Annotated in this window: 22 protein-coding genes; 13 read left to right on the plus strand and 9 right to left on the minus strand. The window is 67.7% G+C overall.

The genetic code is table 11. The features are described from left to right. Positions 1 to 12: 12 nt before the first annotated feature. On the minus strand, positions 13 to 792 hold the full coding sequence (locus tag FB390_RS25340) for an enoyl-CoA hydratase/isomerase family protein (RefSeq protein WP_141811200.1): 780 nt from the start codon (positions 790 to 792) through the stop codon (positions 13 to 15). 10 nt (positions 793 to 802) lie between these two features. Further along, positions 803 to 2,419, minus strand: a complete 1,617-nt coding sequence (locus tag FB390_RS25345) for a class I adenylate-forming enzyme family protein (RefSeq protein WP_141811201.1) — start codon at positions 2,417 to 2,419, stop codon at positions 803 to 805. Positions 2,420 to 2,637: 218 nt separating this feature from the next. Here FB390_RS25345 and FB390_RS25350 point away from each other — a divergent pair, with 218 nt between their 5' ends. Further along, the gene (locus tag FB390_RS25350; RefSeq protein ID WP_141811202.1) at positions 2,638 to 3,318 is read left to right on the plus strand and encodes a TetR/AcrR family transcriptional regulator; all 681 of its coding nucleotides are present in this window, start codon (positions 2,638 to 2,640) and stop codon (positions 3,316 to 3,318) included. Between the two features lie 70 nt (positions 3,319 to 3,388). On the opposite strand, the gene FB390_RS25355 is transcribed toward FB390_RS25350, so the two are convergent. The 3 genes from FB390_RS25355 to FB390_RS25365 are packed head-to-tail and all read right to left on the minus strand — an operon-like array spanning position 3,389 to position 6,160. Continuing rightward, positions 3,389 to 4,153, minus strand: a complete 765-nt coding sequence (locus FB390_RS25355) for a gamma-glutamyl-gamma-aminobutyrate hydrolase family protein (RefSeq protein ID WP_141811203.1) — start codon at positions 4,151 to 4,153, stop codon at positions 3,389 to 3,391. Beyond that, positions 4,150 to 5,505: a glutamine synthetase family protein gene (locus FB390_RS25360; RefSeq protein ID WP_141811204.1), complete on the minus strand. Its 1,356-nt coding sequence runs from the start codon at positions 5,503 to 5,505 to the stop codon at positions 4,150 to 4,152. Before FB390_RS25360 ends, FB390_RS25355 begins: the two co-directional genes overlap by 4 nt. Continuing rightward, entirely contained in the window at positions 5,498 to 6,160 is a 663-nt protein-coding gene (locus tag FB390_RS25365) for a hypothetical protein (protein ID WP_141811205.1), read from the minus strand. The genes FB390_RS25360 and FB390_RS25365 overlap by 8 nt, the downstream gene beginning before the upstream one ends. A 156-nt stretch (positions 6,161 to 6,316) precedes the next feature. Here FB390_RS25365 and FB390_RS25370 point away from each other — a divergent pair, with 156 nt between their 5' ends. From FB390_RS25370 to FB390_RS34685, 4 genes are all read left to right on the plus strand, one after another. Beyond that, entirely contained in the window at positions 6,317 to 7,282 is a 966-nt protein-coding gene (locus tag FB390_RS25370) for an alpha/beta hydrolase (RefSeq protein ID WP_141811206.1), read from the plus strand. Positions 7,283 to 7,449: 167 nt separating this feature from the next. Further along, positions 7,450 to 9,105: a flavin-containing monooxygenase gene (locus FB390_RS25375; protein ID WP_141811207.1), complete on the plus strand. Its 1,656-nt coding sequence runs from the start codon at positions 7,450 to 7,452 to the stop codon at positions 9,103 to 9,105. Between the two features lie 223 nt (positions 9,106 to 9,328). Further along, the gene (locus FB390_RS25380; RefSeq protein ID WP_425465886.1) at positions 9,329 to 10,276 is read left to right on the plus strand and encodes a 3-methyladenine DNA glycosylase; all 948 of its coding nucleotides are present in this window, start codon (positions 9,329 to 9,331) and stop codon (positions 10,274 to 10,276) included. A 267-nt stretch (positions 10,277 to 10,543) separates the two neighbouring features. Next, the gene (locus FB390_RS34685) at positions 10,544 to 10,765 is read left to right on the plus strand and encodes a hypothetical protein (RefSeq protein WP_141811208.1); all 222 of its coding nucleotides are present in this window, start codon (positions 10,544 to 10,546) and stop codon (positions 10,763 to 10,765) included. Here FB390_RS34685 and FB390_RS25390 read toward each other — a convergent pair. Beyond that, entirely contained in the window at positions 10,746 to 11,426 is a 681-nt protein-coding gene (locus FB390_RS25390) for a SnoaL-like polyketide cyclase (RefSeq protein WP_141811209.1), read from the minus strand. The genes FB390_RS34685 and FB390_RS25390 overlap by 20 nt on opposite strands. Positions 11,427 to 11,717: 291 nt before the next feature. On the opposite strand from FB390_RS25390, the gene FB390_RS25395 reads away from it, so the two are divergent. Further along, positions 11,718 to 12,545, plus strand: coding sequence for an MHYT domain-containing protein (locus tag FB390_RS25395; protein ID WP_141811210.1), 828 nt, complete (start codon positions 11,718 to 11,720; stop codon positions 12,543 to 12,545). Between the two features lie 187 nt (positions 12,546 to 12,732). Here the strand turns inward: FB390_RS25395 and FB390_RS25400 are convergent, their stop codons facing one another. After that, a complete protein-coding gene (locus FB390_RS25400) occupies positions 12,733 to 13,296 on the minus strand; it encodes a hypothetical protein (RefSeq protein ID WP_141811211.1) in 564 nt (187 codons plus the stop codon). A gap of 566 nt (positions 13,297 to 13,862) precedes the next feature. Between FB390_RS25400 and FB390_RS25405 the strand changes: the two genes are divergently transcribed. From FB390_RS25405 to FB390_RS25430, 6 genes are all read left to right on the plus strand, one after another. Next, a complete protein-coding gene (locus FB390_RS25405) occupies positions 13,863 to 14,717 on the plus strand; it encodes a helix-turn-helix transcriptional regulator (RefSeq protein WP_141811212.1) in 855 nt (284 codons plus the stop codon). A gap of 76 nt (positions 14,718 to 14,793) precedes the next feature. Further along, a complete protein-coding gene (locus FB390_RS25410; protein ID WP_141811213.1) occupies positions 14,794 to 15,573 on the plus strand; it encodes a glucose 1-dehydrogenase in 780 nt (259 codons plus the stop codon). A 125-nt stretch (positions 15,574 to 15,698) separates the two neighbouring features. Continuing rightward, entirely contained in the window at positions 15,699 to 16,673 is a 975-nt protein-coding gene (locus tag FB390_RS25415; protein WP_141811214.1) for an NAD(P)-dependent alcohol dehydrogenase, read from the plus strand. Positions 16,674 to 17,233: 560 nt separating this feature from the next. After that, complete coding sequence (locus tag FB390_RS25420) at positions 17,234 to 18,475, plus strand: oxygenase MpaB family protein (protein ID WP_141811215.1); 1,242 nt, start codon at positions 17,234 to 17,236, stop codon at positions 18,473 to 18,475. A 14-nt stretch (positions 18,476 to 18,489) separates the two neighbouring features. Then, positions 18,490 to 18,894, plus strand: coding sequence for a group I truncated hemoglobin (locus tag FB390_RS25425; protein WP_141811216.1), 405 nt, complete (start codon positions 18,490 to 18,492; stop codon positions 18,892 to 18,894). A 25-nt stretch (positions 18,895 to 18,919) separates the two neighbouring features. Beyond that, positions 18,920 to 19,267, plus strand: a complete 348-nt coding sequence (locus tag FB390_RS25430) for a hypothetical protein (RefSeq protein ID WP_141811217.1) — start codon at positions 18,920 to 18,922, stop codon at positions 19,265 to 19,267. A gap of 49 nt (positions 19,268 to 19,316) precedes the next feature. Here FB390_RS25430 and FB390_RS25435 read toward each other — a convergent pair whose 3' ends face one another. Beyond that, positions 19,317 to 20,018: a TetR/AcrR family transcriptional regulator gene (locus FB390_RS25435; protein ID WP_221639360.1), complete on the minus strand. Its 702-nt coding sequence runs from the start codon at positions 20,016 to 20,018 to the stop codon at positions 19,317 to 19,319. Between the two features lie 191 nt (positions 20,019 to 20,209). Here FB390_RS25435 and FB390_RS25440 point away from each other — a divergent pair, with 191 nt between their 5' ends. Beyond that, complete coding sequence (locus FB390_RS25440) at positions 20,210 to 21,139, plus strand: NAD-dependent epimerase/dehydratase family protein (RefSeq protein ID WP_141811219.1); 930 nt, start codon at positions 20,210 to 20,212, stop codon at positions 21,137 to 21,139. 101 nt (positions 21,140 to 21,240) lie between these two features. Here the strand turns inward: FB390_RS25440 and FB390_RS25445 are convergent, their stop codons facing one another. Then, on the minus strand, positions 21,241 to 22,215 hold the full coding sequence (locus FB390_RS25445; protein ID WP_246124206.1) for a glycoside hydrolase family 18 protein: 975 nt from the start codon (positions 22,213 to 22,215) through the stop codon (positions 21,241 to 21,243). Between the last annotated feature and the right edge of the window lie 155 nt (positions 22,216 to 22,370).

Genomic DNA, 22,370 nt, shown 5'->3' on the forward strand with positions numbered 1-22,370 from the left:
TCGTCTCCGATCTCAATTGCTCTTCGCGGGCGCCGTCGGCGCCGTGTTCTTCGATGCCCAGAAGCCCTCGATGCCCTCGGTGAAGGCGCCGGACTCCCACGACTCGCGGGCGGCGTCGTCCTCGCGCGCGAAGGCGGCCTCGATGTCTTCGGGGCGCGGCCGCAGCAGACTCAGGTGCAGCGCGGTGGTACGCGGATCGGAGTTCCACTGCCTGACCACCTCGACGGCGCGGTCCAGCAGTGCCTCCGCGGGCACGATCTCGTCGAGCAGCCCGATCCGCAGGGCCTCGTCCGCGCCGATTCGCTGGGAGCCCAGGATGATTCGCATCGCGTGGTTGCGCACCAGGCGCCCCATGAGGAAGCTCGAGGCGTTGGAGATGATGATCCCGCGGTGGTTCTCCGGCTGGAAGTACTCGGCGGCGGGGGTGCCGATCCGCGAGTCGCAGCACAGCGTGATCTCCGAGGCGCCGCCGACCGCGATTCCGTTCACGGCCGCGATCACCGGGATCTTCGTCTCGAGGATCGCGCGGGTGATGTCGTGGAAGGTCGCGAAGGCCTCGCGGATCTCGTCGTAGGTGGTCGGCACCGTCTGCAGGTCCTCACCGGCGGAGAAGGCCCGCCCCGTGCCCGTGAGCACGATCCCGCGGACGAGATCACCCGTCCCGAACCGGCGGATCGTCTGGGCGAGCTGCACTCGCGTGGCCACGTCCAGCACGTTCAGCTTGGCGGGGCGGTTCAGCGTGAGCACCGCGACGTCGACGTCGATGCGCACGTCCAGGTAGTTGTCGGTCATGTCTGGCTCCTCAGTTGCCGTCGGTGCGCGACGGCCGCAGGTCGTAGGTGGTGCCGGGATGCTCGGCGGCACGCGCCTTCAGCGCCGGCTTGGACACCCGCTCGGACGGGGTGCGCGGGAAATCGGCGACGAACTCGACGTAGCGCGGAACCTTGAAGCGCGCCAACTGGTTTCGCGCGCCATCGATGATCCGCTCCGCGGTCGCGCGGCTCTCCTCGACGCCGGGAGCCAGCTGCACGAAGGCCTTGACCTCCTCGCCGAACAGCTCGTCCGAGACGCCGACCACCGCCGTCGCGACGACGGCGTCGTCGCGCTCGAGGACGCGTTCGACCTCGGCGCTGGCGATGTTCTCCCCGCCGCGGCGGACCATGTCCTTGATCCGGCCGACCAAGCGGTAGCTGTCCGCCTCGCGGACCGCGACATCGCCGGTGTGCAGCCAACCGTCGCGCAGGACCCGCGCGGTGTCTTCGGGCCGGTTCCAGTAGCCGAGCATCATCGGTTTGCCCGACGTGATCAGCTCTCCGGATTCGCCCTCGGCGACCTCCCGACCCTCCGGATCGACCACCCGGACCTGCTTAGTGGGGACCGGCTGCCCCAGCCTTCCGCTCCCGACGTCAGCCGTGTTCTCCGGGAGGCTGACCAGGTCGGCCCCGGTCTCGGTCATGCCGAAGATCTCCCGCCACGGCGCGCCCCAACGCTGTTCGAGCTCCGCGTGCAGCGCGACCGGGATCGCCGAGCACAGCACGAGGCGCAGGTCGTTGTCCCGGTCCTCGGGGGCGGGCGGCTGCTTGAACAGCAGCGTCGGCATCGAGCCGAGCACGTAGCAGAACGTGGCCCGGTGCCTGCGGACGTCCGCCATGAAACCCGAGGCGGAGAACCGGGGTAGCACCACCAGCGGCGCGCCGATCGTGAGGCACAGCGAAGTGTTCCACTGGGGGTCCATGTAGGAGAACGGCTGTGAGGTCAGCACCACGTCGTCCGGCCCGAGGTCGGCCGCGTTCGCGCACACCCAGCCCAGTCGAGTCCAATAGTCGTGGGTCAGCATGCACGCCTTGGGGAATCCGGTTGTCCCCGAGGTGTACTGGAGGTTCGCGAGCGTGTCGCCGGAGACGACGACCATCGGCCGGTCCGCCGGGTACTGGTCGAGCTCGCCGCGCGACGCGGCTTCGACGATCCGGACATCCTCCAGATCGCCGTTCGCGGCGCGCACCTCTGCGACGAGCGGGGTGTGCGCGGCGTCGGTGAAGATCACCCGAGCGCCGGAGTCCCGGAGCACGAATTCCAAGTCCGCGCGCTGGTACGACGAGTTCACCGGCACCGCGACACCGCCTGCCTTCAGGATCGCGAGCCAGGCGATCGGCCACTGCACCACGTTGGGCAGCATGATCGCGACCCGGTCGCCCGCGCTGACCCCGTCTTCGGCGACCAGTCGCCGCGCCAGGCGCGAGGTCCAGTCGTCGACCTCGCCGAAGGTCCACGACCCTTCGGCGAACCGGAGGAACTCGCGGTCGGGAGCACTAACGGCTTGGCTCGCGAGCAGGCCGACGAGGGTGTCGATCGGCGGGTCCATAGCCATGCGATCGCGTGCGATCGCGCGTTCCCGGTGTGCTGATTCGACTTCGGTCATGTCGTCCTTCGAGGTGTGGCGGTGGTGCGGAGGGCCGTCGTCGATCGACGGCATGTGATGCCAGTCATAACGGTAGCGAAACTGGGTCAAATGATCAAGGCAAATGACTAAGAAGGTCCGTACGGTGATCGACTGGCGCGTTCGCGCTTGCCGATCCAGCTGGTAGCGTTGGGAATTGACTTGATCAATCGTTCATATTGATCCGACAGGAGGAACGCATGGCTCGCATTCCCGCCGCCGAACGTCGCACCGAATTGGTGGCGGCGGCCGTGCGCATGATCGCCGCCCACGGCGTGGACGGCGCCACCACACGCCGCATCGCGCAGGAGGCGAACGCCCCGCTGGCCACGCTGCACTACTGCTTCGCCACGAAGGAGGCACTGTTCGCGGCGGTCTACGAGTACGTCGCCGGGCAGTATCGAGAAGTGTTGTTGCGAAGCGATGTCCACGGCGACGTCGCGACCACCGCGCGTGGCCTGTTGCGCGGCGTGATGGAGTGGTACCTGGCGAATCCGGACTTCGGCGCCGCGATCATCGAGCTGATCAGCTGGGCCCAGCGTCAGGAGGGCGAGCAGGCCGAGATGGTGTACAGCGAGGCGTACGGGACCACGCGGCCGATCCTCGAGGCCGCCGCGACCGCCGCGGGTCAGACGATCGACTCGAATACCGTCGACGCGCTGACCTACATCGTGTCCGCGTTGTCCGACGGATTCGCGCTCAACTGGCTGGTGTTCAGCGACCGTACAGCGGCGCAGGCGCAGGTCGAGCTCACCCTCGGCGTGCTCGACGCCTGGATGGCCGCCAACCTCGGCGCTGCCTCCGCGGCGCCGGCCCCGGAACCGAAGACTCCGCCCGCGGAAACCATGCGTTCGCTCGTGTCCTGGGTGAGCGCGCGTTGATACCGCGCTGACACCGAACCGACTGTGGCCGCCACCGCGAAGGTGGCGGCCACAGTCCTGCTCGGCCCGCTCAGCGCCGCTCGGCGGCTGCTTCGACGAGCCAGCGCAGCGCACCGTCGTCGCTTTCCATCCACTCGGGATGCCACTGCACCCCGAGTACCGCGGCACCGGGGAGCTCGATGCTCTCGGCGACACCATCTGCGGTGCGACCGGTGACCACCAGCCCGTCCCCGCAGACATCGACTGCCTGGTGGTGCCACGAATTGGTCACCAGCCGATCGCCGAACACCTTCTGGGCGATCGTCCCCGCATCGAAGGTGACGGCATGCTCCGGGTCGCCGTCCGACAGCGGCCCCGTCGACATGAGGTGCTCGATCGGCCCGGTCGGCAGGTCGGGAATCAGCGTGCCGCCCAGAGTCACATTGAGCACCTGCATGCCGCGGCACACGCCGAGCAGCGGGATCTGCCGCTCCAGCGCCACCCGGGTCAACGCGATCTCGAACTCGTCCCGGCTGGGATCGTGGACGGAGGGGTCGGCGACCGGATCGATCTCGCTGACCACCGACTCGTCGCCGCCCCAGCAGCTCGGATGCACGTCCTGACCACCGGTGATCACCACACCCGACAGCCAGTCACCCAGGTCCGCCGGATCGGCGTCGTAGGGCAGATTCACCGGCACACCGCCCGCGCGGGTGATCCGCTCCGCGAAATCGGCGAAGAAGGCGTCGGTGAGACGCCGGCTGTACCCGGGGTGGCTGCCTTGGATCAGCCCCATCCTGAACCGCCTGCCCGTGAGCCCGATCAGCGGCTTCGCGGTGGTCGAGCGCGCGGTCACGGGAACTCGAAGTAGCGCGTGGACTCCCACTCCGACAGCTCGGCGAACGGGTCGCCGCCGGTCGTGTGGAACTGCATCCATTCCCAGCGTCGCGTGCCGACCCAGTAGTCGACGAACTCGTCACCGAGCTGCTCGCGCAGGATCAGATCCGACTCGAGCGCATCGGCCGCCTTGGTGATGGTGTCGGGCAGCCGTTCCAGGTCGGGGGCGCACCAGGCCATGTCGCTGATGGGGTCGGCCGGTTCGAGTTTGCCGTCGATCCCGGCGATCACGCCCGCCAGGATCGTCGCGACCGCGAGGTACAGGTTGGCGTCGGCGCCCGGAACGCGGTATTCGAGACGGGAGTACTTCGGGTGACCGACCACCGCGCGCACCGCGGTCGTCTTGTTGGCGATGCCCCAGGTCACCGTGGTGGGCGGTCCGCTCAGGTCGACCAGGCGACGGAAGGAGGTGATCTGCGGCAGCATGACCGAGGTCGCGCCGCGCATCGTCGCGAGCAACCCGGCGACCGCGTGCCGCATGGTGTCCGACGGCCCGTCGGCGGCGTAGAACGCGTTGACGCCGTCGCGCTGCAGTGACAGGTTGACGTGCGAGGCCTGGCCGTAGCCTGCGGTCGGCTTGGCCATGAAGGTGACGGTGTGGCCGAGTTCGAAGGCCACCTCGCGCATCACCTGCCTGGCGCGGGCCCAGTTGTCGCACACCGAGATCGGGTCGGCGGGAACGAGATTGAGTTCGACCTGACCGGCCGCGTCCTCGTCGCTCCACGCCTCCCACTCGATGCCGATCTGCTCGAGCCGGCGCGCGACCGCCGACATGTAGTCGACCCAGTCCTTCGACTTCGCCAGGTTGTAGGCGGTACCCGCCGAGCCGCCGAGGGGGGTGAGATCGCGATAGCCCTTGGCCCTGGCCTCGTGCACCGACTCCTGGAAGAGGGTGGCTTCGATCTCGACCGCGATGGTCGCGGTGAAACCACGGGTGGCGAGCCGCTCGACCATCGCGCGCGCGAGATTGCGCGGACAGGTGCCGATCGGGGTGCCGTCGGGCTGCCAGTAGTCACCGATCACCGACTGGACACCGGGCGCCCATTGCACCAGCGTCGAGAGGTCGGGCCGGAACTGCAGGTCGGCGAGATGACCGCGCCAGGCGGGGTAGGCGAAGCCGAGGGTCGGCGCGTTGCCGAGGTCGAGGCCGAAGAGCAGGTCGGCCATCGCGAAACCCGATTCCGCGCACGCGGCGAACTTCGCGGGCGCGACGTTCTTGCCGTGGAAGGAGCCGTCGTGGTTGGTGGACTCGATCCGGACAGTGTGCACGTCGGCCTCGAGAGCCGTTGCGGTGGTGGCGATTTCAGACATCGTAACGAACCTTCCAGGATGCGCCGACCAGCACGGACAGCTGCGAGAGAGTGCCGCGTACGCCGACGAGGCCGGTGGACAGGGCAGCGAGCAGGTCGACCGCGCCAGTGAAGACGGCGGCGAGCAGATCCGGCGGGCCGGCGATGACGTAGTGGGTCTCCCCCTCGCCGGCGACGACCTGCTCCACGCCGTCGGGACCTTCGACGACGGCGACCAGCATGTCGGGGATGCCGGGGACCGAGCGGGCCTTGTCCCAGAAGCTCACCGCGGCGGTCTTCCAGTCCGGCAGCGGCGGTGACAGCAACGCGGTGGCCACACCGAGGAACTCGGGGGCGCCCGCGGGCTCGCCGACCGGGGCGAAGAACTGGTTCAGGTCGACGGTGATGTCGAGGTCGGGCTCGACCAGCACTCCGCCCGACACCGCGATCGCGCCGTCGGCGAGGGTGATCGTGGCGGCCTGCGGGGTGTCGTGGGAGCGGATCGCGATCGCGCCGTGCAGCCCGGCGGGCAGCAGCGAGCTGTCGGCGCGGAGGGAGTCGGTGATGGTCCGGGCGATGAGCCGGACGATCGGACTGGCGTCGTCCTCGATACGAATGTCGACCCCGCCGACCGCGTCAGCCCCGCGTGTCGCGGGACCGATCGTCGTTTCGGTCATCTTTCTGTCCTTTCGATTCGACGAGATCGTGTGCGCGGTACAGCGTCAGCAGCGAATCCCAAACGGAACGTGAACTTATAGTCAAATGTCTCAGTCACGTGACTATGATGGTGAGGCACAGATCACTTCTTGTCAACGAGTTGCGAGGTTTCCGAGATGACCGACCACACCCCCGCCTGCTGGGATCTGCTCGACGACCAGGCGAAGGCCGCCGCCCGGATGATCGCCTACGTAGTGCCGAAACCCCTCCGCGAGCTCGGGCCGGAGCAGGCCAGGGCGCTGCTGAACTCGGCACCGGCCGCCGAGCCGAGCACACCGCTCGACCACGTCGAACAGCTGACCGTGCCGACCCGCGCGGGTGCGATCCGGGCTCGCCTGTACCGCGCGGACGACACCGGCCGGGACGGCGGCAACCCGGCCCTGGCCTACCTGCACGGCGGAGGTTTCGTCCTGGGCACTCTGGACGGAGCCGACGAGGTGTGCCGCGCGATCGCCGCCGGATCCGGCTGGACGGTCGTGTCCCTGGACTACCGCCTGGCGCCCGAGAACCGGTACCCGGCCGCGCTGGAAGACTGCCTCGACGCCTACGCGTGGCTGACCCGGACGGCACCGGAACTCGGCATCGATCCGGAACGCATCGCGATCGGCGGCGACTCCGCGGGCGGCAACCTCGCCGCCGCCCTCTGCCTGCACCGACGCGATGCAGACCTCCACCTTCCCGTGACCCAAGTGCTCGTCTACCCCGCCGTCGACGGGACATTCACCGCGCCGTCCTGGTCGGAATTCGCCGACGCACCCATGCTGACCGCCGCGGACGCGCGCTGGTGCTGGGACGCGTACGTCGGGGAGGGACATCGAGGGGACGACCACCTCGCGGCGCCCATGCGCGCCGAGTCGCTGCGCGGCCTGCCGCCCGCCCTGATCCTGACGGCGGAGGTCGATCCGATCCGCGACGACGCGGAGGCGTACGCCGCACGACTGCGGCGCGAGGGGGTCACCGTCTCGCTGACCAGGTATCCCGGCGTCTTCCACGGCTTCTTCACCGAGATCGGTGTGTTCGCGCAGGCCAAGCAGGCGGTCGACGAGGTGTGCCTGCACCTGCGCGAAGTCGCGCGGGCATAGCCGCGCACCCGCGGCGTCCGCGCGCTCTATTGACGTCCGCGGAGCCGCGACGCTACTTTCAAGTCAAGTGACATAGTCAGTTGATCACGATCGAGCCTCCCTCGCTCTCAGCACCGACCGTTCACCTGCGCGATGCTCACGCATCCGGACACCATGAAGGCAGTCCCATGACACACCCCACTACCGAACCCCTCGACGTCATCTGTGTCGGAGCCGGTTTCTCCGGCCTGTACGTCGCGTACCAGGCGAGCCGGAAGAACTGGTCGTTCGCCGGGTTCGAGACCGCGCCGGATGTCGGCGGCACCTGGTTCTGGAACACCTACCCCGGCGCCCGCTGCGATGTCGAGAGCATCTACTACTCCTACTCGTTCAGCGAGGAGCTGCAGCAGGAGTGGACATGGAGCGAGCGCTTCGCCCCGCAGGCGGAGATCCTGCGCTACATCAATCACGTGGCGGACCGTTTCGACCTGCGTAAGTACTTCACCTTCAACACCAAGGTGACCTCGGCGCGGTGGCTGCCCGACGAACACCTCTGGGAGGTTTCGCTCGATTCCGGCGCGGTCCACCACTGCCGGTACCTGATCTCGGGCGCGGGCGGCCTGTCGACACCGAAGGACTTCGACGTTCCCGGGATCGAGAACTTCACCGGAATCAAGGTCTCCACCAGCCGCTGGACCATCCCGCTGGAAGAACTGGCCGGCAAGCGCGTCGCCGTGATCGGCACCGGTTCCTCTGCGGTGCAAGCCATTCCGCACATCGCCGCCGTCGCCGAACACCTCACCGTCTTCCAGCGCACACCGAACTACGTCTTCCCCGCGCGCAACGCCCCGCTGACGTCCGACTTCGTCGACGAGATCAAGAGCAACTACGCCGCGATCCGCGAGGAGTGCCGCCACTCCCCCGGCGGCATCCCGGACCGCCCGGTGGATACCAAAGCCTTCGACGTCAGCGACGAGGAACGCCTGCGCCGCTACGAGGAAGCCTACGAGCGCAGCGGTTTCCAGGGCGTGGGCGCCGAGTTCGCCGACCTGCTCATCGACCCCGAGGCGAACAAGACCGCGACGGACTTCATGTGCGGCAAGATCCGCGAGATCGTCCACGACCCGAAAACCGCCGCGCTGCTCGAGCCGCGTTTCCATCCACTCGGCGCCAAGCGCAGCGTCTTCGGCACCGACTACTACGAGACCTTCAACCGCCCGAACGTCTCGCTCGTCTCGCTGCGCGAGGAGCCCATCGAGACGATGACGGCCGACAGCATCGTCACCAGCGCGGGCGCCTACGACGTCGACGCGATCGTCCTCGGCATCGGATTCGACGCGTTCACCGGCCCGCTGTTCGGCCTGAACCTCTCGACCCCGCAGACCGGCACCCTGCGGCAGGCGTGGAGCGAGGGCGTTCGCACCTACCTCGGCATGATGACCGCGGGCTTCCCCAACTTCTTCATGGTCGGCGGCCCGCAGAGCCCGGCCATCGTCAGCAATGTGCTCGTCACGATCGAGCAGGCGGTCGACTGGATCACCGACCTGATCGACCACGCCCGCGGCAAGGGCGCCGAGGTCATCGAGGCGACGACCGAGGCACAGGACGAGTGGGTGACCATCACCGAGGACATCGTCGGCAAAACTCTGTACGCCACCACCGACTCCTGGTACCGCGGCTCCAACGTGACCGGCAAGGTGTCCACCTTCCTCGGCTACGTGGGCGGAGTCGGCAAATACCGCAGGATGTGCACCGAAATCGCGCGCCGCGGCTACCCCGGCGTGCAGATCGACGGTGAAGCCGTCGACCGCAAGATCGGCCGGATCGACGAGGAAATCGACTGACGGTCACCGGCCGACGCCGGATCGCTCCGACGCGCACCGCCCCACGGCCCGTGCCGACGGCGCGTTCGCGCTCAGCCGGCACGAGGCATTTCGCTGCGCCACCTCGGCGATCGCCGTCGACCGCAGGGCATACCGGCACGCCCTGCCGGACCGACCGTGCACCGCTACCGAACCGGCGGGACGGCGGGGAGTGGCCCGTAGACCGGTGCGGGAGAATGGCCAGGTGAGCGCGCACTACCACCTCGACCACTCCGCCGACCTGCGGGTATTACCGGCGGTCGAGTGGCAGGCCGCCGCGCGGGCGCATCGAGAGCGGCTCGACCATCTTGTCGGGCCGTATCTCGAGCGCCGCGCGGCGGGGCGCGCGCATCCGGTGATCGACTTCCTGTTCACCTACTACGGCAACAAGCCCGCCCAGTTGCGGCGTTGGCATCCTGGCTTCGGCGTCGGCTTGGCCGGGGCGCGCGAGTACGAAGGGGCGCGGGGGTACCACCGCGTCGCGGCGGACGAGCCGACCGGCGACCGCGCGGGCGGGCTGCAGGTCGTGTACGCGGCGGATCCCGCGTATCTGGCGCGCCGCCGCGACACCCTCGAGTTCGTCGCGACACTGTTGCGTGCCACGGCGTCACGGCCCGCGCAGCTGTCCTGTTTCGGGCTGCACGAGTGGGCGATGGTCTACCGCACCGACGACGTCCGCCACCGGCAGGTGCCACTGCGGCTGGGGTCCGCGGGCACCGACGCGGTGGTCGAATCGATGTCGTTGCGCTGCACCCACTTCGACGCGTTCCGCTTCTTCACCCCCGAGGCCGTCGGCCGCAACGCCCAGCCGCTCACCCGCGCCGACCAAGTCGCGCGAGAACAACCCGGTTGCCTGCACGCGAACATGGACCTCTACAAGTGGAGCTTCAAACTCGTCCCGCTGGTCTCCTCCGAGCTGGTCTTGGACTGCTTCGAATTGGCCTGTGACGCACGCGAACTCGACATGCGCGCCAGCCCGTACGACCTCACCGACTACGGTTACACCCCGATCCCGATCGAAACGCCGTCCGGGCGAGCGGAATACGTCCGCAGCCAGGCCCAGATCGCCGAGCGGTCCGCCACATTGCGCGCCGCCCTGCTCGACGCCTGCGACCACCTGCTCGCAGCGAGGGGGGACCACGCCGCCGGGTAAGAGCGAGACGGCCGACGCGACCCTCGACACCGGCCCGACGGCACAGCTCCGGCTTCCCAGCATCGCACACAGCAGTGTCGCTGCCGGACCGACCGAACAAGGAGTAAGCCCGTCAACCCACGTGTCGAACCGCCCGGTCCAGCAGTTTCCGCACCCACGGTTCCGGCTACCGCTCCTCGGAGACGTCCTCACGATCAACCCTGCCAAGCCAACCCAGGCGTCGATGGCCGATGCCCGCCGCTATGGGCCGATCTTCGAATCAAGCTGATGCGCCCCATCGCCCGTGACGGCCTGTTCACCGCCTACAACCACGAGCCGAACTGGTCAAAGGCACACAACATTCTGAGCTCCGCATTCACCCAGGATGCGATGCGGCGCTATCACCAGGCCATGACCGACACCGTCTTCGACCTTCTCGACTACTGGTCGACGCGGCAAGACCAGCTGTCGCGCACCCGCTCTCGATTGGTTACGACTTCGAGCCGGTGACCGGGCAGCCGTGGGCCAGGGGGCCGAGCAGTGTGCTGTTGTCGTAGAAGTGTTCGAGCTCGAGGATGCGGAGGTCGTCGCTGACTCTGGCGATTGTGGCGCCGAACATCTCGATCAGCTCGCCGGTGGGCTGGTGTTCGCGGTAGGGGCCGTCGTAGTTGCCCCAGTGCCGCCAGCGGAAGGTGACATTCGGCGGGCCCGCCGTCACTTCCAGTACCTCCCAGAAGAATCCGTTCGGCATCGCGGTGTGGAAGATGTGGTGCGAGCTCTCGAAGGTCTCGTTCTCGGCGTCGTAATAGGGGTTGTCGCCGATCAGGATGTTGTAGCTACCGATCCGCGCGAATTCCTCGGCGTTCCGCCACGGTCCGCCGTTGACGCGGCCACGGTAGTGTTCGGCCACAAGCGAGACCCAGGTCGCCGGATCCTTCTTGTGTGAGATCTCCATCTCGAAGACCCGGACCAGGTCTTCGACGATCGCCTCGAGCGATCCCGGCGCGTGTTGGGTGGTTCGCTCGCGCGGGACGGTGAGCTCGGTCAGGTGGTAGTCCGGCGCTCCGTCGCGCCAGTCCTCGGGCTCGGCCGCCGCGACCACGGCATCGCGGCCTCGCAGCCACAGTGGTGTTTCCGCGGCCGACGTCGAATCTGTTGCGTCAACTGTCATTTCGTTCTCGTCCCGTAGGCTGTGTCGGACGCGAAGACGTTAACAGCAGACCATCGCGCAGGAAAGCTATTGCGCAACTGAGACATTGGCTCGACCGTGCGCGTGATGGGCACGCAAGGAGGCGTCGCCGTCGACGTTCTCGAAGCTGCCCCTTCCGGCGAACGCGATGTGACTGAAGACACTGTCCCCGTTCGTGCTTTGCGGCACGCCCGGCCGGACCTCACCGTTAACGTGTGGGCCGACAGACTGCTTCGAAATTCACGACTGAAGCCAGCCGGTAGCGGGGATCAAATGCTGCACATTTACCACTTCAGCTACGGATGGCTGACGCCCGCGCTGGCCTACCTCATGTCCTTCGTCGGATCACTGCTCGGATTGCAGTGCGCCGCGCGCGCCCGCGCGGGTGAGCACCGGGCGCTCTGGCTCGGACTGGCCGCGCTGGCCATCGGCGGCACCGGCATCTGGGTCATGCATTTCATTGCGATGCTGGGGTTTTCGATCCAGGACGCGCAGATCCGCTTCGACCTTCCGATCACGCTGTTGAGCGCGGCCACCGCCATCGTCGTGGTCGGTATCGGCTTGGCGCTCGTGCAGGCGCCCCGGCCGCGTCCGCTGGCGCTCGGGGCGGGCGGCGCGATCACTGGCCTCGGCGTCGGCGGTATGCACTACACGGGCATGTACGCGATGAGATCCGACGCGACGATCGGCTACGACTGGCGGGTCGTCACGCTGTCGCTGATCATCGCGGTCGTCGCCGCCACCGCAGCGCTGTGGTTCACCGTGCACGTGCGTGGCATGACCGCCGCCGTCGGCGCCGCGTTCATCATGGGCGTCGCGGTCTGCGGCATGCACTACACCGGCATGGCGGGTATACACGCGCACCGCGGCCATCACGGCACCCCGACGGGCACCGACCCGCTGACCATGCTCGCACCGCTGATCGTCGTCATCAGCCTGGTCACGATGCTGTTGCTCATCGCGGTCAGCCTGACCTCGATCGAACGCGACATCGACCTTCCGCCCATGCGGCCCACGGCCGTGCGTCCGGTCACCGAGGATATCGCCCCTCCGCCGAAAGGTTCGCCTTCCGGAACCGGATACCCCCTGTCGGGCCGGTGATCCAGGTGACCGCAAGCCTCCGCGGAGGTCGCGCAGTTGTCGGGGGTTACATGTCGGTTAGCACTCGTCGAATGCCGCTGAGCGGGCTGACCGAAGCGGCCAGCACGACGTCCCGAAAGATCAATGGCGCCAGTACATCTGACGCCGACAGAGCGCACCATCATGCCGAATTCAGGGCATTGCCGGATCAGCGACAGGCCAGTAGCAATTCGAAGGCGCTGTGCAGGTCGGGCTCGTCGAAGATCTGATGTTCGTCGTCCGAGGCGGTGTGATGCCAGACGACGTAATGGGCAGCCAGATAGCGCAAATCTCCCCACGGCTCCTGCGCGTGGACTCGCGCCAGCACCCGACCGCACCGCAGGCATTCGATCCACGGGACGACGAGCAGGCCCGTCAGGGCAGAGCCCGTGATGCCGACTTGGGCTGGGTCGACCGGTGTCGAGCGATCATCCGGCAGCAGTCGGATGGAATTCGCGTCAGCGGAATCCCTGACAGACGACAGGATTTCGTCATGTCGGGCCAGTCGTTCGCCCCAGTGCTCGGCCAGCACTTCCATCTCGGCGCGCGTTCGGTCGCTGACAGGCACCTGATGCTCGAGCAGCCGCTGCACCAACATCCACAGCCCGGCTTCCTGATGCCCGCTCTCTCGGCAGTCGCGAAAGCTGTCGGCATCCTCGATCGAGGGCAGCAGCGCGGCCAATCGTTCCCACAGGTCGACTTCGTATGCCTCGTAACGGCTATCGCTACCCACCGTCGCGACCCTACTGGACAGAATTCGAGCACGAACCGGCCAGCTCACGCCACGTCGTTGCCCAACGAGCAAGCACACTCATCTACCGCAGATCGAGTGGACCGAGCCCAGCTGAGCTTCGGGGCGGCGGGCCCAGGCCCTGCCGCCGGACCGCGGACCCGGGACAGGCGCGGACGGAGGTCCCCAGATCGGTCTTCGACCACATCACTACCTCTCCGACACAGTTCGAGCACCCGCGCATCGGCATTTCAGGATACTTGCCGACTTGGTGGCGAAATAAGATCGCCGAGCTCGAGTGGGTCAACCCGGTGTTGCGTTCTGCGAGTGCGTATTTCGCCTCGGAGCTCGACCAGACCCGGAGGTGGGGCGGTCCGCCACCCTCCGCGCCGCCTTGCTCGACGCCTGCGATCACCTGCTCGCAGCGAGCAGGGACCACGCCGCCGGGTAAAAGCGGGACGGCCGACGCTACGCTCGACACCGGCCCGACGGCACAGCTCCGGCTTCCCAGCATCGCGATTCGCGGGTACGACGCACTGGAGCCGCACGCCGGATTGTTAGCGTGGAATATGCCCAGCGAATCCCCCGTGGCGGCGACTCTGCGCCGCGAGCAGCTCCGCGATTTCCTGCGCACCCGCCGCGCCCGGCTCACCCCTGATGACGTCGGTCTGATCGCCGCGGGCAAGCGGCGCACGCCGGGGCTGCGCAGGGAAGAGGTCGCGATGCTGGCCGGGGTCGGCGTGTCCTGGTACACGTGGCTCGAGCAGGGACGCGACATCAAGGTATCCAGCGAGGTCCTCGACGCGGTAGGCCGCGCGCTGCGGCTGACCGAGGCCGAGCGCGCGCACCTGTACGTGCTGGCCGGTCTCAATCCACCTCGGGCGGGTGCGGCCCGCGACACCGAGGTCTCGCCACAGCTTCGGCAGGTGGTCGACGCGTGGGCGCCGCGCCCGGCGATCCTGCGCGACCGCTATTGGAACCTGCTCGCGATCAACGAGGCGACGCGCGCCGTCTTCGGTTACGACGACACCGACCACAACTGCATCGTCTCGTTCTTCACCAACGCCCGCTACCGCGCCATGCACGACCCGTGGACGACCATCGCGCCCGCGGTCGTCGCCGCCTTCCGCGCCGATGCCGATCAAGCCCCCGACGATCCGGAGTTCCGCCGCGTCATCGACGAACTCGCCGCGGCGAGTGGCGAATTCGCCGAGTTGTGGGCCCGGCACGACGTCGGCGTTCCGGGGCAGGGCGTGAAAGCGGTGCGCCACCCGGAGGCGGGCGAGCTGTTCTTCGATGTGACGACCCTGGTGGTCGCGGACCGCCCCGATCGCCACCTGGAGCTGTACCACCCGCGGCCGGGCACCGCGACCGAGGAGCGGGTCGCCCAGCTCTTGCGGACTCCCGTCGCCACGTCGGTCTGATCACCAGGGTGGTGTTGCCAGACCCAGGTTGAGCACGCACTGTTTGCCCCGCGCCGGGCCCGGCAGGCTGAATGCCATGACGCACAACACTTCCGGCACCTTCCGATTCCAGGACAAGATCGCGCTCGTCACCGGCGGCTCCAGCGGGATGGGCCTGGCAACCGCGCGGCGGCTGCTTGCCGAGGGCGCTTCCGTGGTGATCACCGGCCGGGACAAGGCGCGGCTCGACGCCGCGGTCCAGGAACTCGGCGGCGGTGATCGACTCCTCGCGATGCCCGGTGACGCGTCCAGCCTCACCGATCTCGACGCGCTGACCGACGCGATCCGGGAACGCTTCGGACGCCTGGACGTGGTCTTCGCCAATGCCGGTGTCGCCTCGTTCCAGCCGCACGCCGACGTCACCGAGAACGAGTTCGACCGCGTGGTCGACATCAACTTCAAGGGCGTGTTCTTCACGCTCCAGAAGACCCTGCCGCTGCTCTCGGACGGCGCGGCGATCGTCGTCAACGCCTCGTGGACCCTGCACCGCGGCATGCCGGGCGCTTCGCTCTATGCGGCGACCAAGGCGGCGGTCCACAACCTCGCGCATACCCTGGCTGCGGAATTGGGCCCGCGACGGATCCGCGTCAACTCGGTGAGCCCCGGCTACATCGCGACCCCGATGTTCCACGCCGAAGTTTCCGCGGAGGCGCAGACCACCGTCGTCGGCGAGGTGGTCGCCGGACGCGTCGGCACCGCGGAGGACGTCGCCGACGCCGTCGCCTTCCTCGCCTCCGCCGAGGCGTCCTACGTCAACGGCCAGGACCTGATCATCGACGGCGGCCTGGTCGCCTCGATCCCGGGCAAGCTCCTCTGAGCTCGTCGGCCGAAGTTCAACGGCAACATTCGAATCAGTGCTGGTCTCAGGGCTTTCCCCGATGTCGGGACCCGGCGGGTCGATCTACCGTTTCGGCGTAACGGGTAGCGCGAACGGAGAACCCCATGAAGGCGATCATGCAGGACCGGTACGGATCACCGGACGATCTCGAGTTCGGGGACGTCGACCCACCGGTACCCGGCGACGACGAGGTGCTCGTCCGGGTGCACGCCGCTGCGGTCAACGCCCTGGATTGGCATGTGATGCGCGGAGATCCGTACCTGGCCCGGCCGATGATGGGACTGCGCGCGCCGCGGGCGAAGATCCGCGGCCGCGATTTCGCGGGCCGGGTCGAGTCCGTTGGGCGCAACGTGACACGGTTGAAGGCCGGTGACGAAGTGTTCGGCGAGGCCGACGGCGCCTTCGCCGAGTACGTAGCCGCGCCGGAAGACGTGGTCGCGCACAAACCGGCTCGCCTGACATTCGAGCAGGCGGCCGCGATTCCCTTGGCGGGCAATACCGCACTCATGGGACTGCGGGATCTCGGGCAGGTCCAGCCGGGACATCGCGTTCTGATCAACGGCGCCTCCGGTGGCGTCGGCACGTTCGCCGTGCAGATCGCCAAGGCATTCGGCGCGGACGTGACCGGAGTGTGCAGCACCAAGAACATCGAGCAGGCGCTGTCACTCGGCGCGGACCACGTCGTCGACTACACCAAGGACGACTTCACCACCGGCACAACGCGATACGACCTGATCTTCGATCTCGTCGGCAACCGCTCGCTGATCGAATCGCGGCGAATGCTGACACCGACCGGCAAGCTCGTCCTGTCCGGCGGCGGCGTGTACCGCGGCGGCTCGATCGTCGGGCCGATGGCGCTGATGATGACGGGAATGGTGTTGGCGCGCTTCGCTCATTGGGTCGACGTCCTCCAGGTGGAACAGCGCGCCGCCAATCTCACCGCGCTCGCCGAACTGGCGGAAGCCGGAAAGCTCACACCGGTGATCGACCGGACCTATCCGCTCGGCGAGGCCGCCTCGGCCATGCGCTACCTGGAGACCGAGCACGCGCGCGCGAAGGTCGTCATCACGGTCCGATGACGACCGCCGCGGCAGCGCGTGCCGCGGCCGCAACTGCGATCGGGGCATCGGCGAGCAAACCCGGCACGTGCGTGAGCTTCATCAACCAGCCGTTCGTCCGCTGGTTCGAGGGGGTGTCCAAAAGTACCCCGCCGAGTGCTCCGATCGCTGAATGGTGTTGTAGGCCAACGTGACACAGCGTTTTCGGTGCGACGATTCCGCCAGCCGACCACCGCACTCCTCAACTCCGCAGCGACCGGCATTAAGTTACTCATCATTACTCATTTGCTTCTCATGAAGGACGCCCGCGACGGTTCGCCGACTCGCGGCACGCCCGCGTCAGTGTCCGACGCGACGAAGTCGCGAAAGATGCGCACTACCGCTTATCAGCACCACCGAGGAGTCGGTGGAGCAGCGCTCTTCGGGCCGAACGGGCACGCGCGGAACCAACGTTGAGCAAAACGCGGACAGCACTCCAACGAGCTGTTAAGTTAATAGCAATTCCTCGACTGCGCGGCGGGTAAGCATGGGCTGTTCGCCGCGCGTTCGGGGTCTGCTCGTACTCGATGAGGAGTGACGTCATGGATGGACTCAACAGACGTGATGCGTTGAAGGCCAGTGGGATCCTCGGGGCGCTCGGCGCCTTGGCGATCGTTTCGCCCGCGCGGGCGGAGCCGTGGACGTGGTCACCGCAGGGCTCGGTGGCCGGATCCGGTTCCGGCGCCGACCCGATGACGGTGTGGGATCCCGAGGCCGACGACTTGGTCGCCGGATTGATCGATAGGGGCGAAGTCCCCCGGGTCAACGAGTTGCTGCGGACTTGGACCAGGAACGGCCAACCTCTGCCCGACGGATTGCCCTCGGACCTGCGCGATTTCATGGAGTACGCGCGTCAGCTGCCGCAGTGGACCGACCGGGCCAAGTTGGGCACCGCGATCGAGTTCAACAAGAAGCGTGGCCTGTACCTCGGTGTGCTCTACGGCTTCGCCAGCGGCATGATGAGTACCGTCATTCCCAAGGAGGCGCGGGCGGTCTACTACTCCAAAGGCGGTCAAGACCTCAAGGACCGCATCTCCAAGACCGCCAAACTCGGGTACGACATCGGCAGCAACAACGCCTACGGTCCCGACGGGGAGATGGTCGTCACCTGCGTGAAAACCCGGCTGGTCCACGCGGCGGTGCGACACCTGTTGCCGCAGTCACCGCACTGGGTGCACTCCGCCGAGGAAGACATTCCGATCAGCCAGAACGACATCATGGTCACCTGGCACAGCCTGCCCACGACGGTCATGAAGCACCTGACCGCCTGGAAAGTGCCGATCCCGCCGCACGAATCGGAGGCGTTCCTGCACTCCTGGCAGGTGGCCGCGCACATGCTCGGCGTGCGCGACGAATACATTCCCAACTCGTGGCCCGAAGCCAATTCCCAAGCGGCGCAGGTCCTCGATCCCATCATCGCGGCGACGCCCGAGGGCGCCAGGCTGGCCGACCGACTCCTCGGACTGGGCGCCAACATCGACTTCGCCGTCCTCAGCAAGCCGGTCCTCGGCTCGTTCACCCGCTTCTTGCTCGGCGACAAGATCGCCGACGGATTGTCCATCCCCCGGGAACCGGTGTGGGACCCGCTGCTCCGATTCAGTTGGGGCCCTTTCATCGCCGTGCGTGAGGGACTGCTCACCGCCGTGCCGCCCGCGGCGGACGCCTACTGGCTCCTCGACGAATTTCTCCGCAAAGCCGCCCTGATCTATCTGGCCGAATTGCGGATGCCGATCAGCATCGAACTCCCGACGATGAACCGCGACATGAGCGTGCCGCCGCGCTGAATCACGGTGAAACGATGTCCGCCGCTTTCTCTTTCGAGCCCACGCCGGAACCGAGCGAGGCCGCGCCGATCTATGAGCGGATCGGTGGCCGCCAAGCCCTGGAGACCGTCGTCGAAGACTTCTACACGCGCGTCCTCGCCGACGAGGAACTGCGCCCATTCTTCGCCGGTACCAACATGTCCCGCATGAAAGGGCGACAGGTCGAGTTCTTCGCCGCCACCCTCGGCGGACCCGACCCGTACGTCGGCGCCCCGATGAAACAGGTACACCGAGGCCGCGGCATCACCCGGCGTCAGTTCGCCCTCGTCGCAGGCCACCTCACCGATGCCATGACCGCCGCGGGAGTGCCGCCGGAACTGGTCGCCCAAATCATTGCCACGGTGTCACCACTTGCCGATGACATCGCCTCGAACCCGTGACTGATTACCTACTAGGAGCGCGATAATGCGTACCACCCTCCGCCTCGCCGCCGCCTCGGTGGCGGCAGCCAGCCTCGTCGGCACCGCGGCGGGCGCGACGGCCGATCCGAGCCCCGCCCCGACCTTCACCCCGGTGGCCGCTCCGGAACCCGGAACCGGCTCGTCGGCGGTCGACTCCGGATCCGCGGCGGCCCGCTCGGCCGTCGACTTCCTCCAGCACGGCGACATCATCGGAATCATCGTCCTCCTCGGCGTCACCCCCTTCCAGATGCTGACCGGAGGCATCTGCGACCTGGCCACCCTGTCGGCCCTGCCGAATCCATGCAGGCCGGGCAATCCCCGATACGCGGCGACAAGCCCTGTTTCGAATTAGGACCGCAGAGCCAGCATGGAGGGCAGCCGAACCGAAGGCTGGTCCACCGTCAGTCGGTCCGGTCGTCACCGTTCTCGGCCGCTGGAATTCCGACGAGGTCGGCCATGAGATTCATCTGGTGGTCGAAGTAGTCGGCTCTGGCTTCGATGGCGCCTTCCAGGCGGCCGAAGATCTCGAAGCCGATCAGGCCGAAAAGCTGTGTCCAGGAGGCGAATACACGGCCGAGCGTTTCCTCGGGGAGGTCGGAGACGAGTTGTTCGGCCTGTACGCGCTGGTCGATCAGCGCACGCAGGTCCGCGCGGACGGGCGCGGGGAGATGTGTCGACAGGCGTGGAGGGTCGATGCGCCCCGCGGCCGTCGCGGCCATGGCTATGTCGGTCAGGAGGAGTACGACGGTCGAGGCCGGGCGGATGGTGTCTCGCGGGGCGTTGTAGCCGGGGACCGGGTTGCCGTAGAGGAGGCCGTATTCGGTCGGGTGGGCCAGGGCCCAGTCGCGAACGGCATGACAGACGGCGATCCATCGGCCGCGGTAGTCGACCTCCGATACCGCTGCCGCGGCGGAAGTGGCTGCCGCGCCGAGGGATTCATAACCCTCCAGGATCAGGGCGGTGAGCAGGTCGTCGCGGCTCGGGAAGTACCGGTAGAGCGCTGACGCGACGATGCCCATATCGCGCGCTACGCCGCGCAGCGACAGAGCGGCCCCGTCCACGGCCAGCCGCCGGCGCGCGACGGCCTTGATCTCCTCGATCATTTCCGTGCGGACGCGGGCGCGGAGCGAAGGAGCTGACATACCCCCAGTGTAGAGATCGGGCATCCGATATGAGAACTGTCGACGGTTTCGAGAACACTGTTCTTGACAGCGTTCCTCCTCGGGCTCTATGGTGGAACCGTAGCGAGAACACCGTTCTCGAAACGGAACAGCTGACAGAATCGAGGACCACCATGTCCCTGCACGTCGTCGTTGGAGCCGGACCCGTCGGAACGGCCACCGCCCTGCTACTGGCCGAGCGAGGCGACGACGTTCGCCTGCTCAGCCGCAGCGGATCAGGACCCGAGCATCCACGCATCGCACGCATCCGAGTCGACGCCACCGACGCCGCCGCCCTCACAGCTCAGTGCGCGGGAGCGAGGGCACTCCATCACTGCGCCGGGCTCGACTATGCCCGGTGGGCAACCGGTTTCCCGCCGCTCATCCACGCCGCGATCCACGCGGCGGAAGCCTCCGGCGCCCTGCTGCTCACCGTCGGAAACCTGTACGGCTATGGCGAATTCGACGGCCCGGTCGACGAGTCCCACCCACTGCGCCCCAACTCTGCCAAAGGGCGCGTGCGCGCCGACCTCTGGAACCAGGCCCTCACCGCGCATCAGCAGGGCCGCATTCGCACCGCGGAAGTCCGCGGCTCCGATTACCTGGGAGTCGACGCCAACTCGACCTTCACCGCCGTGGTCCTGCCCGCCGTCGTCGCGGGCAAGACGGCGCTGTTCCCAGGCGACCCCGACACTCCGCACAGCTGGACAGCCATCGACGACATGGCACGCACTCTCCTCGCGGTGGCCGATGACGAAACGTCGTGGGGCAGAGCATGGCACGCGCCCACCGCCGCTCCCATGCCTGTCCGCGCCCTCGCCGAATTGACCACCACCCTCACCGGCGCACCCCCGGCACGAGTCCGCCGCATGCCGTCACCCCTGCTGCGGGCCGCCGGGCTGTTCAATGCCGACGCCCGCGAAATCCGCGAGCTGCGCTACCAATTCGACCGTCCGTTCGTGATGGACTCCACGGCCGCGACCAAGAAATTCCAGCCCGAGCCCACATCCACGCGAACAGCCCTGAGTCTGACACTCGAGGCCAGGAACCTCGCCCGGCCCTGAGCGGGGTTATCCGACGTACCTCCACCCTTCCGGCCGCCATCCCTCGGGCATGTTCTCCAACCCGTAGTCGATGAGGATCCGGATGAGCGGAGTCCATGCTGTTACTGCGAAGTGCCGCACCACTCACGGCGGTAGGTGGCCCAATCCGCGGGCGTCGCAGCGAAATCGACATACAGCGCCACACCGAAGGCCGGTCGCCGGGGGTCGTTTCGGCTCAATGCCAATCGGATCGCGCGCACCGCGTTGGCGACGGTCTCCGCCGCGCCGTGATGCCCGGGATCGTCCGCCCAGAAGGCGGGCAGGCCCATCAGCAGGTCGACACTCGCCGGGGTGACCTCGAGCGCGAGCGCGGTCTGCTGAGCGACGTACCCGCCGTACAGGGAGCCCCACGGCATAGCGGTGTCGTACGACATCAGCGCTACCTGATCCACGCGGCGCGCCACATCGGCGAAATACCTTTGCGACCACCACTTTCCGTGATCGAACAGAGCGATTCCGACCGAGTGCAGCCCCGGCAGTGGGTCGATCTGCGGAGCCGACACCGACAGCGGTGCGCCTCGGCTCGCGGTGACGGCGCGCACCTGGTCCAGCAGCGTCAGGTAGCCGGACGTGCCCGACCGTACCGGCTCCAGATCCAGGTGGACGCCGTCGAAACCGAGGTCGAGAACCCTGGTGGCGGAGGCGGTGATACGGTCGCGGACGGCGGCTTCGTCCAGATGTAGGCCGTCGAATTCGGGGGCGACGACGTCGCCGAGCCAGGACTGCACCCGTATCCCGGGCAGTGCACGATGTACCGCATCGACGAACCACTGTGCCCGCGGATGTAATTCGCCGCGCAGACTACCGTCGTGCTCGAGCGGGCCGGTGTGCACGTAGAGGTCCTTGATGCCGGTGCCGGCCAACGTAGTCACCAATCCAGCCAGGTCGGCGTCGGTCTTGCGGCCGTCGACCCAAGCGTGACCGAGCCACACCGCGTCCCGACCTCTGGTGCGCGCTTCCGCGCTGGGGTCACCCGCGAACTCGAATCGCAATGCGACCGCAGCCGCTCCCACTGGAAGCAGCAGGATCGCAAGCACCAGCCCCGTGGCTACCACGGCGCGGCGGCGCCGCGACCAACCCCGCCACCGAATTCCCGCACTCCGCAACCAGCCCCGCACTCTTGTCCCCTCCCCGAGCTGAAAGCTGAGACCGAGCCGCCTGTCTTGCTCGCGGCTCGCCTCGGTCGATCCCG

This window comes from Nocardia bhagyanarayanae, from assembly GCF_006716565.1.
Lineage (GTDB): Bacteria > Actinomycetota > Actinomycetes > Mycobacteriales > Mycobacteriaceae > Nocardia > Nocardia bhagyanarayanae.

What these genes read in the sequence shown, in the direction of transcription:
- FB390_RS25360 (WP_141811204.1), bottom strand. Translation starts at nt 5,505, where the DNA reads ATGTCTGAAATCGCCACCACCGCAACGGCTCTCGAGGCCGACGTGCAC.
- FB390_RS25345 (WP_141811201.1), bottom strand. Translation starts at nt 2,419, where the DNA reads ATGACCGAAGTCGAATCAGCACACCGGGAACGCGCGATCGCACGCGAT.
- FB390_RS25435 (WP_221639360.1), bottom strand. Translation starts at nt 20,018, where the DNA reads ATGATCGAGGAGATCAAGGCCGTCGCGCGCCGGCGGCTGGCCGTGGAC.
- FB390_RS25405 (WP_141811212.1), top strand. Translation starts at nt 13,863, where the DNA reads ATGCCCAGCGAATCCCCCGTGGCGGCGACTCTGCGCCGCGAGCAGCTC.
- FB390_RS25420 (WP_141811215.1), top strand. Translation starts at nt 17,234, where the DNA reads ATGGATGGACTCAACAGACGTGATGCGTTGAAGGCCAGTGGGATCCTC.
- FB390_RS25430 (WP_141811217.1), top strand. Translation starts at nt 18,920, where the DNA reads ATGCGTACCACCCTCCGCCTCGCCGCCGCCTCGGTGGCGGCAGCCAGC.
- FB390_RS25390 (WP_141811209.1), bottom strand. Translation starts at nt 11,426, where the DNA reads ATGACAGTTGACGCAACAGATTCGACGTCGGCCGCGGAAACACCACTG.
- FB390_RS25350 (WP_141811202.1), top strand. Translation starts at nt 2,638, where the DNA reads ATGGCTCGCATTCCCGCCGCCGAACGTCGCACCGAATTGGTGGCGGCG.
- FB390_RS25440 (WP_141811219.1), top strand. Translation starts at nt 20,210, where the DNA reads ATGTCCCTGCACGTCGTCGTTGGAGCCGGACCCGTCGGAACGGCCACC.
- FB390_RS25340 (WP_141811200.1), bottom strand. Translation starts at nt 792, where the DNA reads ATGACCGACAACTACCTGGACGTGCGCATCGACGTCGACGTCGCGGTG.
- FB390_RS25365 (WP_141811205.1), bottom strand. Translation starts at nt 6,160, where the DNA reads ATGACCGAAACGACGATCGGTCCCGCGACACGCGGGGCTGACGCGGTC.
- FB390_RS25410 (WP_141811213.1), top strand. Translation starts at nt 14,794, where the DNA reads ATGACGCACAACACTTCCGGCACCTTCCGATTCCAGGACAAGATCGCG.
- FB390_RS25425 (WP_141811216.1), top strand. Translation starts at nt 18,490, where the DNA reads ATGTCCGCCGCTTTCTCTTTCGAGCCCACGCCGGAACCGAGCGAGGCC.
- FB390_RS34685 (WP_141811208.1), top strand. Translation starts at nt 10,544, where the DNA reads ATGCGCCCCATCGCCCGTGACGGCCTGTTCACCGCCTACAACCACGAG.
- FB390_RS25370 (WP_141811206.1), top strand. Translation starts at nt 6,317, where the DNA reads ATGACCGACCACACCCCCGCCTGCTGGGATCTGCTCGACGACCAGGCG.
- FB390_RS25415 (WP_141811214.1), top strand. Translation starts at nt 15,699, where the DNA reads ATGAAGGCGATCATGCAGGACCGGTACGGATCACCGGACGATCTCGAG.
- FB390_RS25395 (WP_141811210.1), top strand. Translation starts at nt 11,718, where the DNA reads ATGCTGCACATTTACCACTTCAGCTACGGATGGCTGACGCCCGCGCTG.
- FB390_RS25375 (WP_141811207.1), top strand. Translation starts at nt 7,450, where the DNA reads ATGACACACCCCACTACCGAACCCCTCGACGTCATCTGTGTCGGAGCC.